We start from the raw sequence: 17,458 nt of genomic DNA, 5'->3' as shown, positions 1-17,458 counted from the left end.
CGCCTCAGTGTGTGGTCGCCAGCGCCAGCGCTGGTTTGGGCCTGTGGAAAAGCCGTTCGAGGTACAAGTATATGACCGGAGTGGTGAACAGCGTCAGCGCCTGGCTCACCAGCAAGCCGCCCACCACCGCAATGCCCAGCGGTTGGCGCAGTTCCGCCCCAGGGCCCGAGCCCAGCATCAAGGGCACCGCGCCGAGCAGGGCGGCGAGGGTAGTCATGACGATCGGTCGGAACCGCGTGACGCAGGCTTCATAAATCGCATCCTGCGGGGTCAGCCCACGCACGCGCTGGGCTTCCAGGGCGAAGTCGATCATCAGGATGCCGTTTTTCTTGACGATGCCGATCAGCAACACCAGGCCGATCAAGGCCATGATCGAAAAATCCTGGCCCAGCAGCCACAGCATGATCAGCGCACCCAGGCCCGCCGAGGGCAAGGTGGAAATGATCGTCAGCGGGTGCACGAAACTCTCGTACAGCACGCCCAGGATGATATACACCGCCACCAGCGCTGCGAGGATCAGCCATGGTTGGCTGGCCAGCGAACTCTGGAACGCCTGGGCCGCGCCCTGGAAGTTGCCGATCAGGGTGCTGGGCATACCGATGTCGTTCTTGGCCTGGTCGAGCATGATCACCGCGTCGCCCAGGGCCACGCCGGGCGCCAGGTTGAACGACAGGTTGGCGGCGGGGAACATGCCGTCATGGCTGATAGACAACGGCCCGACGGTCGGCGGGTCGACCCTGGCCAGTGCCGACAGCGGCACCATCTCGTTGGTCAGCGGCGAGCGCAAGTAAAAGTAATTGAGGCTTTCGGCCCTGCCGCGTTGCTGGCTGTCCAGTTCGAGTATCACCTGGTACTGATTGATCTCGGTCTGAAACTCGTTGATCTGGCGCTGACCGAAGGCGTCGTACAGCGCCTGGTCGACATCGGTGGCGGTCAGGCCGAAGCGGGCCGCGGCCTGGCGGTCGATGCTGATGTGGGTAATGCTGCCGCCCAGTTGCAGGTCGTTGGACAGGTCGCGAAACGCCGGGTTGCTGCGCAGTTTCTCGGTGAGGCGTTGGGTCCAGGTATTGAGCGTCGGGCCGTCGTTGCTCTTGAGCACGTATTGGTACTGGGCGCGGCTGGGGCCGGAGCTCAGGTTGATGTCCTGGCCGGCGCGCAGGTACAGCACGATACCGGGCACCTTCGCCAGTTGCGGGCGCAGGCGGTCGATAAACTGGCTGGCGGACACGTCGCGATCACCGCGATCTTTCAGGGCAATCCAGAAGCGCCCGTTGGCGATGGTCTGGTTGCTGCCGGTGACGCCCACCGAGTGGGAAAACGCCAGCACCGCGGGGTCAGCCTTGACGATGTCCGCCAGGGTCTTGTGCTTGGCGACCATGTCCTTGTACGACACATCGGCCGTCGCCTCGCTGGTGCCGAGCACGAAACCGGTGTCTTGCACCGGGAAGAATCCCTTGGGAATGAACACATAGCCGACCACAGCCAGGGCCAGGGTTACCACGAAGATCGCGGCCATGCTGCGTTGGTGCGCCAGGGCACGGCGCAGGTTGCGCGCATAGCCGGCCAGCAGGCGTTCGCTGAAGGTGGGTTTGGCGTGGGCAGGGTGGGTAGGGGCACGCATGAACAAGGCGGCTAAGGTCGGTGCCAATGTCAGCGAAACCACTACCGAAATCAGGATGGTCGAGGTGGCCGTCAGCGCGAACTCCTTGAACAGCCGCCCGACCACGCCGCCCATGAACAGCAGTGGAATAAACGCCGCCACCAGCGAGAAGCTGATAGACACCACGGTAAAGCCGATTTCGCCGGAACCCTTGATCGCCGCTTCGCGCTGGCTCAGGCCGGCCTCCAGGTGTCGATGGATGTTCTCCACCACCACAATCGCATCGTCCACCACAAAACCCACGGCAATCACGATGGCGACCAGGGTCAGGTTGTTCAGGCTGAACCCCATCACGTACATCAGGGCAAAACTGGCCACCAGCGATACACCCAGCACGGCCGACACAATCAACGTCGCCGAGAGTTGGCGCAAAAACAGCGCCATCACTGCCACCACCAGCAGGATGGCGATCAGCAGGGTCATTTCCACTTCATGCAGAGACGCGCGGATGGTCTTGGTGCGATCGGTCAATACGCTGACCTGTACCGAGGCCGGCAACATGCCTTGCAGGCGCGGCAGTTCGGCCTGGATGCGGTCGACGGTTTCGACAATGTTGGCGCCGGGTTGGCGCGAAATCACTAGATTCACCCCTGGCGTATCGCCGGACCAGGCTTGCACGTAGGCGTTTTCCGAGCCATTGATGACCTTGGCGATATCGCGCAGTTGAACCGGTGCGCCGTTTTTGTAGGAAACGATTAACTGGCCGTATTCCTCGGGGTGAAACAGTTGGTCGTTGGTCGACAGGGTCGACACGCTGTTCTCGCCATAGATCGCGCCTTTGGCCAGGTTGAGGCTCGACTGCTGAATAGCCAGGCGTATATCGGCAAGTGTCAGGCCGATGGCTGCGAGTTTGTCGGGGGAGGCCTGCACGCGAATCGCCGGGCGTTGCTGGCCGGTGATGTTGATCTGACCGACGCCGTCGATCTGGCTGATCTGGCGCGCCAGCAGGGTTTCCACGTAGTCGCTCAGCTCGGTGCTGGGCATGCTGCCTGAACTGACGCTGAGGATCAGCACCGGGCTGTCCGCCGGGTTGACCTTTCTCCAGGTCGGCAAGCTCGGCATATCGCCGGGCAGCTTGCCGGAGGCGGTGTTGATCGCGGCCTGGACTTCCTGGGCGGCGGTGTCGATGCTTTTTTCCAGGGTGAACTGCAAGGTCAAAAGGCTTGAGCCCAAGGCGCTGCTGGAGGTCATCTGGGTCACACCGGGGATGGCACTGAATTGCACTTCCAGCGGCGTGGCCACTGATGAAGCCATGGTGTCCGGGCTGGCACCGGGCAGTTGCGCGGTGACCTGGATCGTCGGAAATTCCGCTTCCGGCAGCGGGGCGATGGACAGGCGTGGGAAGGCGATGATCCCCAGCAGTACCAAGGCAAATGTCAGCAGCAGAGTGGCGACCGGGTGATCAACGCACCAGGCCGAGGGCGAGCGGCTGCCGCTCATGGTTGCACCGTGGCGTCAGCGGCCTGTATCACGTGCGGCGGCGCCTTGAGCACCTCCACCTGGGCGCCGGCCTTGAGCCGCGACTGACCGTCGCTGACCAGCACGTCCCCGGCCTGCACGCCCTTGATGATGTTGATCTCACTGTTCTGGTAGGTGACCTGCACCGGTACCACGTCTGCTTTATCACCGTTCACTCGGTACACGAAATGCGAGTCCAGCCCACGCTGCACCACGGTCGGCGGCACCACCAGAGCATTCTTGTCGAGGGCCGTCTGGATCTTGATGGTCACCAGTTGCCCAGGCCACAGCTTTTGCGCCGAGTTGTTGAACTCGGCCTTGGCCCGAAGAGTGCCGGTGGTAGAGCTGATCTGGTTGTCGATCAGGCTCAGGTGGCCTTCGCCGAGCAGGTGGCCGGTGTCGCCGTCGGTATCGGCGCCCAGGTAGGCGTCGACGCTGGCCGGGGTTGGCGCCGCGATCAGGCCCTGCAGGGTCGGCAGCATCTGCTGCGGCAGGGAGAACTCAACGGCGATCGGGTCGAGCTGGGTGACGGAGAACAGCCCCTGGGCGTCGCTCATGCGCAGGAAGTTACCTTCATCCACGCTGCGAATGCCCACGCGGCCGCTGACGGGAGAGCGAATCTGGGTGTAGGAAAGTTGCACGTTGGCAGCCTCAATCGCGGCCTGATTGCCTTGCACGGTGGCCCGGAGCTGATTCACCAATGCCTGTTGCTGGTCGTAAGTCTGCTTTGACACGCCGTCGTCGATGCTCAATTCCTTGTAGCGCTTGAGGTTGACCAGTGCCACTTGCAGTTGCGCCTGGCTTTCGCCCAGTTGCGCCTTGGCCTGGTCGAGGCTGGCGCGGATCGAGCGGTCATCGAGGGTCGCCAGCAGGTCACCGGCCTTCACCGACTGGCCTTCCTTGACCAGCAACCGGGTGAGAATGCCGTCGAGCTGCGGGCGAATCACCACATTGTGCAACGACAGCACCGAGCCGATGCCGCTGACAAACCGCGGTACATCCTGTTGCGTCACGCTCACCACCCGCACAGGAATCGCGGTAGGCGCCGCCAGCCGGGCCTTGGCTGGCCGAGTTAACGCCCAGGCTGCGACGGCCAGTATCAGGGCGGCGCCCACCATCAGGGCCATGTTTCGTTTGTTCTGCATAGGAGAGACGCCGGCGCAAACTGCACGTTTGAGTTTGGAAAGCTGCTTTATAGCGCTGTTTCACCGTCAGCACGGTGACGGCAAACTGACAGCCGTGACAGTTAGGCCCTGCGAGCTTGTCGCTTGAAGTTACTGCTGGCAGTCGCGGCCCCGTATACTTGCGCTTTTACACCTATAGCTGTGCCGGAGCCCCTATGACTTCCCCCACCCAACCCCCTGTCGAAGCGGCCGACTTCGTCGATTCGGCCACCGCCGACGGCGCTGAAAAAGCCGAGATCCCGGCGTTCAAGTTCCCCTTCAAACCGGGTGAACTGGCAGGCGCCAGGAACGCCAGCCAGCCCTGGTATAAAGGCGGCGCCAAGAACGGCCATACCAAAACGCCAGGCATGGCGCCCCCGGGCACCCGCCGTTCGATGGGTAAACGTTAAGGCTAAGGTTATGGCTGCGTTATAGGCACTTGCCTACGTTGCCTGTCGTTATTTCTACTTGTAGGTTCGCGGTCGATTCTTGAAAGCTTGCACAGCGTTTGCTTCGTCCCGATAACGCCTATCGGGACGCTGTGAGTCAGCTTTCCGGAATAGGACGTTCTCGTGGCCCTGATACACCTCTGTGCCGTGCTTGCCCTCTTGCTCTCGACGCCTGCCGTTGCTGGCGACATTCAACCGCGGCGCGAGATCCGCTTTGCCGTGGCCGCGCATTTTCCCCCGTTTCAAAGCCGTAACCCGCAAGGGCAACTGGTGGGGCTGAATATCGAACTGGGCAACGCTTTGTGTGTACAGCTCAACGTCCGCTGTATCTGGGTTGACCAAGTCGTCATGGAGAATTTCCCCGCCCTCGAAGCCAGGCAGTTTGATGCGATCATGGGCATGGCACCGACATGTCGACGCCGACAGCGGGTGAGTTTTACCGATGACCTCTACCCGATCAGCACCCGCCTGGTGGGCCGCAAAACTTCGGGTTTGACCCCTAATCGGCGCTCGCTCAAGGGCAAACGCGTGGGTGTACTGGTCAGGAGTAATCGTGAAGCCTTTGCGCTCTCGCAGTGGGCGCCGGCCGGGGTGATCATCAGAAGTTTCTGGCTTAACGACCAACTGGTTCAGAGCCTGGTGGCAGGTGATATCGATGCGACCCTGCAAGGTGCCGTGGAGATCCGTGAGGCACTGCTCGACAGGGCCGACGGCCTGGACTTCGGTTTCCTTGGGCCTGTGGTGTCATCGAGCCTGTTGGGCAGCAGCGTGGCGATCGCGGTGCGCAAACCCGATACCGCACTGCGCAATGAGCTGAACCATGCGCTTGAACAACTGATGCAAAACGGCGAGTACCAACGCATCCTCCAGCCCTATCGTCTGGATGTAGCGCCTTCCAGGTCGTGATGGCTGTGGATCCCCTGCGCGGGCGCACCATTAGCCTCCTCAGCGGTCAGGCCGCCCGCAACGAGATAAACGCATAGTTGGCCGGGACTTGGGTGGCAATCTGCGCCCCGGCGTCCAGCAGTTGTTCGGCGATGTCCATGCCGGACACATGGAACACCCATTCATTGGCCACGTTCGGCTGGACTGCCGCCTGCTCAATAGCCTGGGCAAATGCCTGCATATCCGGCAGGTAGGCGGTAAAACCGTCGCCCTTGAGTGCTGTGGTATGAATGCCGAGCAACGCACATACCGCCTCCTTGGTCTGCACGTCATCACGGTCGGCCTGGCGCGAGCGGCGGATCAGCTCAGCCAGCTCCTTGTCCATCAACTCGCCACCGACGATCAATGCAGGGCCCTGCTCCCAGGATTCTGGCGGGCAATCCTTGGCACTCGGGTTCAGCGGAATGTGCGGGTTGATCTCCATCGGATAGATTCGGCATACCAGCGGGCGCCGTTCATAGATGCGGCAAAGGTTGTCTTCGTCAAGATTCCGGCAGCGTCCGGCGTTGTAGGCGGCGAAGGTGATTGCCACAAACGCCTCGGTAGTGCCGCTGGGCACGATCACCGAACGGCGTTCGGCGTGTTCACGTTGTTGCGGGGGCAGGCCCAGGCCGTTGCCCAGGAAACCCTCGACCAGGACGATGACGTTACCGCCGTCCGCCGCCCAACTGCGGGCTTCTTCAAGGGTCAGGGGGACGTGATGGTCGCTGCAGCATTTGCCGCAACCTACGCAAGAAAATTGAGTGTTCATGGCGGATCTGTCACCAGGCTAGGTCAGAGGGCACGCTTGAGGGGTGACGGGTTTTTACCTCTATTCACCGCTCGGCACTCTGGAAGCAAGTTATGCGCCAGTGATTGTCAGTCTTTGGGCACTATGTCGCGCAGCACAAATCTCATACCGGCACTTTCATACAGATGCCGGGCACGCAGGTTGCTCTCCAGCACCTTGAGATCCACATAGGGTTCGCCGCGCTGCTTGAACACCTGGAAGCTGTGCAGCAACAAGGCGCGGCCCAGCCCCTGGCCCTGGGCGCAAGGGTGTGCCGCGAGGTTCTTGATGAAGGCGCTGGTCCAGCACTGGGCGACACCGAGAATGCCGTCGCCGTTGATGGCGACCAGGCACAACGTCGGGTCGCACTCGGCATCGGTCACGAACTGTCGGCGCCATTCATCCAGGCTGGCGACACGGCCGCCGCCCTGATCCTGGGTCAGGCGCAACACGGCATGGATCGCCGGGGCCAACTCATCACGGTAATGATCCAGCCGGGTATTCGCCGGCCACTGCGGGGCGGGCAGGCTGCCCGTGAGGTCGCGGCGCAGCAGCTGGAAATACTCGGCCACCGCTTACAGGCCCTTTTGCGCCACGGTTTGCGCGGCGATGACCAGGTACTTGGTCAACTCCGGCGAGGAGAATTTGGTGAGCACTGCATCGGCACCGGCCAGGCGGGCTTTTTCGCTGTTCATCGCGCTGTCCAGGGAGGTGTGCAACAGCACGTAGAGGTCCTTGAAGTCCGGAGTTTCGCGCAGGGTGCGGGTGAGGGCGTAGCCGTCCATCTCGGACATTTCGATGTCCGACACCACCACATTGATCTGCTCGCCCGTGCCTTGCAGCTCCAGCAACACGTCAATGGCTTCCTTGGCACTGCGCGCGGTATGGCAGGTCAGGCCAAGGTTGCGCAGGGTGTGTACCGACTGCTGCAAGGCCACCTGGCTGTCGTCCACCACCAGGATGCGGGCGTTGCCCAGCACTTCGGCTTCTTCCATGGTCAGGTCGGTCGGTGCCGTTTCAATCGGTGCCGGGGCGATGCCGTGGATAACTTTTTCGATATCCAGCACCTGCACCAGGCCACCTTCCACCTGGGTTACCCCGGTGATAAACGCCCGATTGCCACCGGAGCCGTAGGGGGGTGGGCGGATGTCGGTGGTCAGGCAATGCACAATCTTGCTCACCGCCTGCACATGCAAGCCCTGCTTGGAACGGCTGACATCGGTGACGATCAGGCAGCCTCCGTCCGGGTCTTGCAAGGGCATTTCACCGAGGGCACGGCTCAGGTCGATCACCGACAGCGAAGCGCCGCGCAAGGTGGCGATGCCTTTGACGTGGGGGTGGGACTCCGGCAGCTTGGTCAGCGGCGGGCAGGGGATGATCTCACTGACTTTCAACAGGTTGATGGCCATCAGCTTGCCGCTGCGCAAGGTAAAGAGCAGAAGCGAGAGCGAGTCTGCGCGGGCTTTGGTGGTGGACATAAAAACCTTCTGTGGATCAGGGATGACGATCTATACACCGTTATCGACCCTTGCCCCGAAAACTGTAGGAGCGAGCTTGCTCGCGAAGAACTTGAAAGCGCCGCGTTAAAACAGATTTTGCGCGTTATCGTTGACGTCTTTCGCGAGCAAGCTCGCTCCTACAGTGGGGCGGGGTATCAGCCCTTCCAGACCTGCGGGTTCACAAGATCCTGGGGGCGCTGGCCCAGCAGGGCGCTGCGCAGGTTGTCCAATGCGCGGTTGGCCATGGCTTCGCGGGTTTCACCGGTGGCCGAACCGATGTGCGGCAGGGTGACCGCATTGCTCAGTTGGAACAGCGGCGATTCGGCCAGCGGTTCCTTTTCATACACATCCAGCCCCGCACCGCGAATGCGCTGGCTTTGCAGGGCTTCGACCAGTGCCGGCTCATCCACCACCGGCCCGCGGGAGATATTGATCAGGATTGCGCTGGGTTTCATCAGCGCAAGCTCGCGGGTGCTGATCAGGTGATGAGTCTTGTCGCTCAGTGGTACCACCAGGCAAACGAAATCCGCCTCGGCCAGCAGTTGATCCAGGCTACGCAACTGCGCGCCCAGCTCTTGCTCCAGCGCGGTCTTGCGGCTGTTGCCGCTGTAGAGGATCGGCATATTGAAGCCCAGGCGCCCGCGTCGGGCCACGGCTGCGCCGATGTTGCCCATGCCGACGATGCCCAGGGTCTTGCCGTGTACATCGCAGCCAAACAATGGCGCGCCGACGCTGGCTTTCCATTGACCGGCCTTGGTCCAGGCGTCCAGCTCGGCCACCCGACGTGCGCTGCTCATCAGCAGGGCGAAGGCCAGGTCGGCGGTGCTTTCGGTGAGCACATCAGGGGTATTGGTGAGCATGATCCCGCGCTCGTTGAAGTACGGCACGTCGTAGTTGTCGTAGCCCACCGACACACTGGATACCACTTCCAGCTTGCTCGCGCCTTCAAGCTGCTCACGGCCCAGCTTGCGACCCACACCGATCAAACCATGGACGTGGGGCAGGGCTTCGTTGAACTGCGCGTTGATATCACCCAGCTTGGGGTTGGGCACGATCACCTCGAAATCCTGTTGCAGGCGTTCGATCATGGGCGCGGTGATGCGGCTGAAGGCCAGGACAGTCTTTTTCATTGCAGGCGGACTCGTCGACTACGGAAGAATGCCAAGCACGCTAACATTCCTGGTTAGGGTTGTCAGGCTGACATGTCCAATCAGAGCTTTGCAGGTTTTTAACCTGTCAGCTGGCGCTTCATTAGTTTTAATGCATGTCAACTGTGAAGGTTACGAGCTGTTCGAACACTACACGAACGCCTATTTTCGCCTTTTGAGGCGGGTGTTGAGGCCTTTGAACAGGAGATAACCCTTATGTATATCAATGAAGAAATTGCTCGCATCAGAAAATTGCTGGCCACTGGTAAGGCGAACGATGAGATTGACACGCTCTTGCCCAAAGCCCCCACGATCGATTTGATCGTCAACGGCGAGTTGCACGTCGACCGTGTGCCTGATACCGGGCTGGAGGTCGGGGTGGATTACGACACTATGCAGGTGGGGCAGAACATCGATGTGTATCTGTTCGGCAACAGGCCCGGGCCGGGCGACCATAACGTTTGCTTCACCGTGCGGGAGGTGAAGCCTCACACCGTTCTCTTCCCCAAAGCGTATGTTGAACAACTGTATAAAGACGAACTGGGTTTGTGTGTTTACTTCATTGATGGCGCACAAACCTCTAGCTGGACAACCTTCACCGTCAAGTGACACGCCATATCAATGCCTGCCGACCCTTTCAGGACAGGGCACGGCAGGCACGGCTCAATTGCTCAAGCGATTACCACCCAAACCACCGCTCAACTCATACGCCACCAATTCTGCCTGGTGCGCCGCCAGAATCTCCGGCAACGAACCGCGCAGGTACTCCACCCAGGTCTTGATCTTCGCATCCAGGTATTGGCGCGAAGGGTAGATGGCGTACAGGTTCAATTCCTGAGAACGGTAGGTCGGCATCACCCGCACCAGTGTGCCGTTGCGCAGCCCTTCAATAGCGGCGTACACCGGCAGTAGGCCAACGCCCATGCCGCTGGTGATCGCGGTTTTCATCGCGTCGGCCGAGTTGACCAGGAACGGCGAGCTGTTGATTGCCACGCTTTCCTGGCCTTCAGGGCCGTTGAAGGTCCATTTATCCAGCTGGACCACCGGGCTGACCAGGCGCAGGCAGGCATGGTTGAGCAAATCCTGGGGCCGTTGTGCGCAACCTTTGGCCTTGACGTAGTCCGGCGAGGCACAGGCAATGCTGTAGGTGATGCCAAGGCGCTGGGACACGAACCCCGAATCCGGCAGTTCACTGGCCAGCACGATGGACACGTCGTAGCCCTCATCGAGCAAGTCCGGCACGCGGTTGGCCAGGGTCAGGTCGAAGGTCACGTCGGGGTGCGTGCGGCGGTAACGGGCAATCGCATCGATGACGAAGTGCTGGCCGATGCCGGTCATGGTGTGCACTTTGAGCTGCCCGGCGGGGCGGGCGTGGGCGTCGCTGGCCTCGGCTTCGGCTTCTTCGACGTAGGCCAGGATCTGCTCACAGCGCAGCAAATAGCGTTTGCCGGCTTCGGTCAGCGCGATGCGTCGGGTGGTGCGGTTGAGCAAGCGGGTTTGCAGGTGGGCCTCAAGGTTGGAGACCGCGCGCGAGACGTTGGCCGTGGTGGTGTCCAGTTGCACGGCGGCGGCGGTGAAGCTGCCGGCTTCGGCCACGCAACTGAAAGCGCGCATGTTTTGCAAAGTGTCCATGGAGTGTTCTCAAGGGAGATGACAAATTGTGACAGAAAGTTACGCCGACCAGTGATCCCTACCAACGGATTATCGCCTGAACGGTAACAAAGATTCACAGGAATGCCAGCTTATCGTCCTCCATGCCGCCGCCTAGAATTGCGCCACCTCTTGCGCAACACCTTTCAGGAATTCGCTTGCCGTGCCGCGTCACATCAGCAGAGAGCTGAAGACTCTCATCAATAGAGAGCTGAAGGCTCTCTGTGTTTGCGCCTTATCGTTAGCCATCGGCGGTTGCATCGGAACCGGAGGAATTGCCCCCCAAGGCCAGGCCCTCAACGCCAATACCCTGGCCACCGATGAAGCCATTCAAGACGCCGCTCAGGATGCTCATTGGCCCACCGCCCAATGGTGGCAAGCCTACGGCGACCCGCAGCTTAACCGTTGGGTCGCGCTGGCGACCCAGAACAGCCCCAGCCTGGCCATGGCTGCTGCACGCGTGCGACAAGCCCGGGCGCTGGCCGGGGTGGCTGAATCAGCCGAGTCGTTGCAGATCAACAGTGACACCACTCTCAAGCGCCACAACTGGCCGAAAGATCAGTTCTATGGCCCCGGTGAATTGAGCGGCGCCAATACCTGGGACAACAACTCGTCCCTGGGCCTGAGTTACGCCCTCGACCTGTGGGGCCGTGAAAGCAACAGCACTGAACGCGCCGTTGACCTGGCGCACATGAGCGCCGCCGAAGCGCGTCAGGCCCAGCTCGAATTGCAGAACAACGTGGTGCGCGCCTATATCCAGCTGTCGTTGCATTACGCCAACCGCGATATCGTCGCCGCCACCCTGGCCCAGCAACAGCAGATTCTCGACCTGGCCAACAAACGCCTGAACGCCGGGATCGGCACCCATTTTGACGTCAGCCAGGCCGAAACCCCGCTGCCGGAAACCCATCGCCAACTGGATGCCCTGGATGAGGAAATCGCCCTGAGCCGGAACCAGCTGGCGGCCCTGGCCGGCAAAGGACCGGGGGAGGGCGCACAGTTGCAACGTCCGACCCTGGCTCTCGCCGCGCCATTGAAACTGCCCTCACGTTTGCCAGCGCAACTGCTCGGCCAACGCCCGGATGTGGTCGCCAGCCGCTGGCAAGTGGCGGCCCAGGCCCGTGGCATCGATGTGGCCCACGCCGGTTTCTACCCCAACGTCGATCTGGTCGGCAGCTTCGGCTACATGGCCACGGGCGGCGGTATGCTGGAATTCCTGGCCGGCAAGAAATTCAACTACAACGTCGGTCCGGCGATCACCTTGCCGATCTTTGACGGCGGCCGCCTGCGTTCTCAATTAGGCGAGGCCAGTGCCGGCTATGACATCGCGGTCGCCCAGTACAACCAGACGCTGGTCAATGCGCTCAAGGGCATCAGCGACCAGTTGATCCGCCGCGAGTCCATGGACAAGCAGTCGGCCTTCGCCGCGCAGTCGGTGGCCTCGGCGCAGAAGACTTACGACATCGCCATGATCGCCTACCAGCGTGGCCTAACCGATTACCTCAATGTGCTCAACGCCCAGACCCTGCTGTTCCGTCAGCAACAGGTCGCGCAACAGGTGCAGGCGGCGCGTCTGAGTGCCCATGCCGAACTGGTGACGGCGTTGGGCGGCGGCCTTGGTGCCGGCAACGATGTGCCCCTGGATACCAAGACCCTCCCGAGCAAGACCCCGGCGGCGCTTGCCGTGTTCGACCACTGAGTAGGATTTGATGACTCCCTTGCCTGCACCGCTGCGCTGGTTGCATTCCCTTGAATGGCGCCGTGGCTTTTTCGACTGGGCACGCAGCGACGGCGTGACCTGGGTGTATATCTTCAAGGTGCTGGTCGCCGCGTTCCTCACGCTGTGGCTGGCGATGCGCCTGGAACTGCCGCAACCGCGCACCGCAATGATCACCGTATTTATTGTGATGCAGCCCCAGAGCGGCCAGGTGTTCGCCAAGAGTTTCTATCGCTTCCTCGGAACCCTGGCAGGCTCGGCGGTGATGGTGCTGCTGATCGCCTTGTTTGCGCAGAACACTGAGCTGTTCCTCGGCGCGCTGGCGATCTGGGTAGGTATTTGCACCGCCGGCGCTACGCGCAACCGCAACTTCCGCGCCTATGGGTTTGTGCTTGCCGGCTACACCGCGGCGATGGTCGGCCTGCCGGCCCTGGCGCACCCGGACGGCGCCTTTATGGCGGCGGTGTGGCGGGTGCTGGAAATCTCTCTGGGGATTCTGTGCTCGACAGTGGTCAGCGCCGCCATCTTGCCGCAGACCTCCAGCGCCGCCATGCGCAACGCGTTGTACCAGCGCTTCGGCGTGTTCGCATTGTTCGTCACCGACGGCCTGCGCGGGCGCAGCCAGCGCGAAGGGTTCGAGGCCAGCAACGTGCGCTTTATCGCCGAAGCCGTGGGCCTGGAAGGGTTGCGCAGCGTCACCGTGTTCGAAGACCCGCACATGCGTCGGCGCAACGGGCGGCTCAGTCGCCTCAACAGCGAATTCATGAGCATCACCACGCGCTTCAACGCCCTGCACCAGTTGCTTGAACGACTGCGCGCCGACGCGGCCGATCATGTGGTCGCAGCGATCAAACCCGGGCTACAGGACCTGGCCGAAGTGCTCGACGGCTTCTCGGGTCGTGCTCTCACCAGCCCCGATGCGGCACGCCTGGCCAGCCAACTGAGCGCCTACAAGGACGGTTTGCCTGCCAAGGTGCGCAGCCTGCGCACCAGCTTTCAGGAGGGTGACCCTACCGAAGCCGAGCAATTGGATTTTCATACGGCCTACGAGCTGCTGTACCGCTTCGTCGACGACCTGCACAACTACGCACAAACCCATGCCTCACTGGCTGACCACCGCCATGCACGCGAAGACTGGCACGAAGCCTATACGCCCAAAACCAACTGGCTGGCCTGCGCCGCCGCCGGGGTGCGCGCCTCGTTTATCCTGATTGTGCTGGGCAGTTACTGGGTGGCCACCGCCTGGCCCAGCGGCGCTACCATGACCTTGATCGCGGCGGCGACGGTGGGCCTGTCTGCCGCTACGCCCAACCCCAAGCGCATGGCGTTTCAAATGGCTTGCGGCACGCTGATCGGTGCTTTGGTCGGCTTTGTCGAAATGTTCTTCGTGTTCCCCTGGATCGATGGCTTCCCGTTGCTGTGCGTGATGCTCGCACCGGTGATCATCTTCGGTGCCTTTCTTTCTTCACGCCCGCAATACGCCGGTGTGGGCGTGGGGCTGTTGATTTTCTTCAGCACCGGTTCGGTGCCGGACAACCTCACGGTCTACAACCCCTACACCTTTATTAACGACTACATCGCCATGGTTATCGGCATGTTGGTGTGCGCGGCAGCGGGGGCGATCATCCTGCCGCCCAACAGCCGCTGGCTGTGGCGCCGCCTGGAGCAGGACCTGCGTGAGCAGGTGGTGTATGCCATCAGCGGCAAACTCAAGGGCCTGGCGTCGAGTTTTGAAAGCCGCACCCGCGACCTGTTGCACCAGGCTTATGGCCTCGCGGCCGGCCAGCCCCAGGTGCAACGTGATCTGCTGCGCTGGATGTTCGTGGTGCTGGAAGTCGGCCACGCCATCATCGAATTGCGCAAGGAGCAGGCGATCCTGCCAGTGCATCCGGCGTATGCCGAATCGCAGCCGTGGCGCCAGGCGATCCGCGTGATGGGCCGTTCGCTGGTGCGGTTGTTTCTGCAACCGAGCGCCAGCAATCTGGAGCGTGGCTTGGTTGCTGTCGACCATGCGATCAGCCGTGTGCAGGCCACCGACGAACCCTTCGCCCCGCACTTCGACACCTCGGCCCTGCGCCGGGTGAAGAGCTACCTGCACTTTATTCGCACCTCGCTGCTCGACCCGCAATCGCCCCTGGCCGCCCTCAAAGGAGCCCCGAATGCCTCGTGAAATTGCATTTCACGGCATCTATATGCCGACCATGACCCTGATGTTTTTGATTGCCGCGGGGCTGGCCTGGGCGATTGATCGCTTCCTGGCCGGGTTCGACCTGTACCGGTTTTTCTGGCACCCGGCGCTGCTGCGTCTGAGCCTGTTCGCTTGCCTGTTCGGCGCCCTGGCGCTGAGCGTCTACCGTTGAGAATGCCCCGATGAAAAAGTTTTTCAGCCTGCTCGCGACCTTGCTGGTTCTGGCCCTGGCGATCTGGATAGGCCGCACATTGTGGGTGCACTACATGCAAACGCCGTGGACCCGCGACGGTCGCGTACGTGCCGATATCATTAATGTGGCCGCTGACGTTACCGGCGAAGTGGTGGACGTGCCGGTACGCGATAACCAGTTGGTGAAAAAAGGCGACCTGCTGATGCAGATCGATCCTGAGCACTACCGTATCGCGGTCAAGCAGGCGCAATCGTTGGTGGCTTCACGCAAGGCCACCTGGGAAATGCGCAAGCTCAACGCCCATCGCCGCGCCGACCTCGACGCCCTGGTGATCTCCAGGGAAAACCGCGACGACGCCAGCAACATTGCCGACTCGGCCCTGGCCGATTATCAGCACGCCCTGGCGCAACTGGAGGCCGCCGAACTCAACTTGAAACGCACGCGAGTGCTGGCGGCGGTGGACGGTTATGTCACCAACCTCAACGTGCACCGTGGCGACTATGCGCGTATCGGCGAAGCGAAAATGGCCGTGGTGGATATGAACTCGTTCTGGGTCTATGGCTTCTTTGAAGAAACCAAACTGCCCCACGTGAAGGTGGGCGACAAAGCCGATATGCAATTGATGAGCGGCGAGACCTTGAAGGGCCATGTGGAAAGCATCTCGCGCGGCATCTACGACCGCGACAACCCCGAGAGCCGCGAGCTGATTGCCGATGTGAACCCGACCTTCAACTGGGTGCGCTTGGCCCAGCGTGTGCCGGTGCGGATTCACATTGATGAAGTGCCGGAGGGCGTGTTGTTGGCGGCGGGGATTACTTGCACCGTGATCGTCAACCCAACACAAAACTAAAAAATGTGGGGGGCAAGCCCTAATGCCAGTCAGTTAAGGCTGTTGTAGGAGCGAGCTTGCTCGCGAAAAACTCCTAGGCGCCGCGTTCATTCAGGAAGCACGCGTTATCGTTGCGGTTTTTCGCGAGCAAGCTCGCTCCTACAGAGGGCGATGTAAGCCCCCTCACACATTTAGACCGCTTTAAGCTTTGATAAAGGTTTCATGCAAGTGCCGCCACAGCAGCGCGCCACTGGCCTGTTTCTCGAACACCACCGTGGCGCGGCGGTCGGTCTGGGTGCCACTGTCGTCAATCTGATGCTCGCGATACGTGACCGTCGCGCCGCGTGCATGGCGGTCGATGCCGGTCATTTCACTCAGGGTGATTTTCAGTCCCGGCCGCATCCCGCCCAGGCGCGTGAATAGCGCATTGACCCCGGCCGTGTTGACCCGCGTACCGGTGGCGGGCGCCACCATGCTGAACTCGGGAGAGAAGCGCGCCAGCAAATTTTCCAGCGTGCCCTCAGGCGCAATCCCGGCAAACCATTGTTCGATCTCGACGTGGGTCTGGATCACTTCTTCAAAAAAATCACTGTAGTCAATCATGCTTGGGCTCGCTGCAAGGGTGAAGCAGCGCGCGTACCCTGGAAGCATCCAGGCGCAACACTGCGAAAAGCGGCAACAGGGTCAGAGCTGCCGCTATCGTGAAGGTTATGGTGAAGGAATCCAAGGCCGACAGCACTGCGCTGAGCACGGCGGCGCCCACGCAGAAGCTCACTTGCCGGTTCATGTTCCACAACGCGCTGGCGTGGCCCATACGCTCGGCGGGAATATCCAGAAAGGCCAGGGTTTGCGCGGTGCTGCTGCACAAGCTGCCGCCCAGGCCCATCAGAACGTAGGCCGCAATCATCAGCGCCGGCTCGTTGAGCAGCAGGATACCGCCGCATTGCAGCGCCATGCCGGCCAGCAACAACGGTTTGGGGCCGCAGCGATTGAAGAGTCGTTTGCTCAGGTAGATTGCCACGGCCGAGGCCAGTGCCCATGGCAACATGAGCGCGCCGGTCTGGGTGGCGTCATACCCCCGGCCACGCACGTAGAGGATGGCGATCAGGCTGGTGCCGATAAATACCCCCGGAATACACAGGTAGACCAGCATTGCCACGCGCAACATCGGGCTGGCGGCTTGTTTGAATATACCGACCAGGTCTAGAGAGGGACGCACGCTTGCAGGCACATCGGGTTTTATCCACAGCAGCGCCAGCAGCAGGGTCACTAGTGCCAGAGGCAGGTTGGCGTAGAAAATCCAGCGCCAGGACAGGCTGTCGACAATCACCCCGCCCAGCGCCGGGGACAATGCCGGTACCAGCAATGCCACCGACATCACCCGCGCCGTCAACTGGCTGCGCTCGCCAGCCGGAAAGTGTCGGTAAGCCATGGCTTGCCCCACCGGAATCAGCAACCCGCCGCCGAGCCCCTGCACAGCGCGCCAGCCAATCAACGCCTCAATGGAGCCAGCCTGGCCGACCATCGCCGATGCGCCGGCAAACAGCAGCAGGCTGGTGGCGATCAGCGTGCGTTCGCCCATGAGCGCCGCCAGCCACACACTTAAAGGAATAATCACCGTCAGCCCAAGCATGTAGGCATTGCTGATCCACGCCAGTTGCGTGACCGAGGCGGATAGTTCGCGGGCGATGTCCGGATAGGCGACGGTGGCGACAAACATGTTCACCAGGTCCAGGGCAAACCCCAGTAGAAAGATCCAGGCGATTTTCGAGCGGTAGGTCATGAACGCG

16 protein-coding genes are annotated in these 17,458 nt (G+C 61.6%); 7 read left to right on the top strand and 9 right to left on the bottom strand.

Features of this window, described 5'->3' with window-relative positions:
• Positions 1-4 precede the first annotated feature (4 nt).
• Both TX23_RS06755 and TX23_RS06750 read right to left on the bottom strand, forming a co-directional pair.
• Positions 5-3,100, bottom strand: a complete 3,096-nt coding sequence (locus tag TX23_RS06755) for a multidrug efflux RND transporter permease subunit (RefSeq protein ID WP_057701543.1) — start codon at positions 3,098-3,100, stop codon at positions 5-7.
• A complete protein-coding gene (locus TX23_RS06750; RefSeq protein ID WP_057701542.1) occupies positions 3,097-4,263 on the bottom strand; it encodes an efflux RND transporter periplasmic adaptor subunit in 1,167 nt (388 codons plus the stop codon). The genes TX23_RS06755 and TX23_RS06750 overlap by 4 nt, the downstream gene beginning before the upstream one ends.
• Before the next feature lie 194 nt (positions 4,264-4,457).
• On the opposite strand from TX23_RS06750, the gene TX23_RS06745 reads away from it, so the two are divergent.
• On the top strand, positions 4,458-4,691 hold the full coding sequence (locus TX23_RS06745; protein WP_057701541.1) for a hypothetical protein: 234 nt from the start codon (positions 4,458-4,460) through the stop codon (positions 4,689-4,691).
• 162 nt (positions 4,692-4,853) lie between these two features.
• Complete coding sequence (locus tag TX23_RS06740; protein WP_057701540.1) at positions 4,854-5,636, top strand: transporter substrate-binding domain-containing protein; 783 nt, start codon at positions 4,854-4,856, stop codon at positions 5,634-5,636.
• 46 nt (positions 5,637-5,682) lie between these two features.
• On the opposite strand, the gene TX23_RS06735 is transcribed toward TX23_RS06740, so the two are convergent.
• The 4 genes from TX23_RS06735 to TX23_RS06720 form a co-directional block, all read right to left on the bottom strand.
• Entirely contained in the window at positions 5,683-6,426 is a 744-nt protein-coding gene (locus TX23_RS06735; protein ID WP_057701539.1) for a YkgJ family cysteine cluster protein, read from the bottom strand.
• A 107-nt stretch (positions 6,427-6,533) separates the two neighbouring features.
• Entirely contained in the window at positions 6,534-7,016 is a 483-nt protein-coding gene (locus TX23_RS06730; RefSeq protein ID WP_057701538.1) for a GNAT family N-acetyltransferase, read from the bottom strand.
• 3 nt (positions 7,017-7,019) lie between these two features.
• Positions 7,020-7,922 (bottom strand): chemotaxis protein CheV, encoded by a 903-nt coding sequence (locus tag TX23_RS06725; protein ID WP_057701537.1) that lies wholly within the window; start codon positions 7,920-7,922, stop codon positions 7,020-7,022.
• 176 nt (positions 7,923-8,098) lie between these two features.
• Positions 8,099-9,073 (bottom strand): 2-hydroxyacid dehydrogenase, encoded by a 975-nt coding sequence (locus TX23_RS06720; RefSeq protein ID WP_057701536.1) that lies wholly within the window; start codon positions 9,071-9,073, stop codon positions 8,099-8,101.
• Positions 9,074-9,307: 234 nt separating this feature from the next.
• On the opposite strand from TX23_RS06720, the gene TX23_RS06715 reads away from it, so the two are divergent.
• Positions 9,308-9,700 carry a hypothetical protein gene (locus tag TX23_RS06715; RefSeq protein ID WP_057701535.1) on the top strand — a complete coding sequence of 131 codons (393 nt, stop codon included), beginning with the start codon at positions 9,308-9,310 and terminating at the stop codon, positions 9,698-9,700.
• Positions 9,701-9,754: 54 nt separating this feature from the next.
• Here TX23_RS06715 and TX23_RS06710 read toward each other — a convergent pair whose 3' ends face one another.
• On the bottom strand, positions 9,755-10,723 hold the full coding sequence (locus TX23_RS06710) for a LysR family transcriptional regulator (RefSeq protein WP_057701534.1): 969 nt from the start codon (positions 10,721-10,723) through the stop codon (positions 9,755-9,757).
• A gap of 181 nt (positions 10,724-10,904) precedes the next feature.
• On the opposite strand from TX23_RS06710, the gene TX23_RS06705 reads away from it, so the two are divergent.
• Genes TX23_RS06705 through TX23_RS06690 form a run of 4 tightly spaced genes read left to right on the top strand, consistent with a single transcriptional unit; the run spans position 10,905 to position 15,689 of the window.
• Positions 10,905-12,440 carry an efflux transporter outer membrane subunit gene (locus tag TX23_RS06705; RefSeq protein ID WP_057701533.1) on the top strand — a complete coding sequence of 512 codons (1,536 nt, stop codon included), beginning with the start codon at positions 10,905-10,907 and terminating at the stop codon, positions 12,438-12,440.
• Positions 12,441-12,450: 10 nt separating this feature from the next.
• The gene (locus TX23_RS06700; protein WP_057701532.1) at positions 12,451-14,628 is read left to right on the top strand and encodes an FUSC family protein; all 2,178 of its coding nucleotides are present in this window, start codon (positions 12,451-12,453) and stop codon (positions 14,626-14,628) included.
• The gene (locus TX23_RS06695) at positions 14,618-14,818 is read left to right on the top strand and encodes a DUF1656 domain-containing protein (protein ID WP_005784982.1); all 201 of its coding nucleotides are present in this window, start codon (positions 14,618-14,620) and stop codon (positions 14,816-14,818) included. The genes TX23_RS06700 and TX23_RS06695 overlap by 11 nt, the downstream gene beginning before the upstream one ends.
• A 10-nt stretch (positions 14,819-14,828) precedes the next feature.
• Positions 14,829-15,689, top strand: a complete 861-nt coding sequence (locus TX23_RS06690) for an efflux RND transporter periplasmic adaptor subunit (RefSeq protein ID WP_057701531.1) — start codon at positions 14,829-14,831, stop codon at positions 15,687-15,689.
• 180 nt (positions 15,690-15,869) lie between these two features.
• Here TX23_RS06690 and TX23_RS06685 read toward each other — a convergent pair whose 3' ends face one another.
• Both TX23_RS06685 and TX23_RS06680 read right to left on the bottom strand, forming a co-directional pair.
• Positions 15,870-16,271, bottom strand: a complete 402-nt coding sequence (locus TX23_RS06685; RefSeq protein ID WP_057701530.1) for a hypothetical protein — start codon at positions 16,269-16,271, stop codon at positions 15,870-15,872.
• A complete protein-coding gene (locus TX23_RS06680) occupies positions 16,264-17,451 on the bottom strand; it encodes an MFS transporter (RefSeq protein WP_057701529.1) in 1,188 nt (395 codons plus the stop codon). The genes TX23_RS06685 and TX23_RS06680 overlap by 8 nt, the downstream gene beginning before the upstream one ends.
• Positions 17,452-17,458: the final 7 nt, after the last annotated feature.

The organism is Pseudomonas paralactis (genome assembly GCF_001439735.1).
Lineage (GTDB): Bacteria > Pseudomonadota > Gammaproteobacteria > Pseudomonadales > Pseudomonadaceae > Aquipseudomonas > Aquipseudomonas paralactis.
Note: the sequence above shows the minus strand (reverse complement) of the source record. Positions and strands in the feature narration are given on the sequence as shown.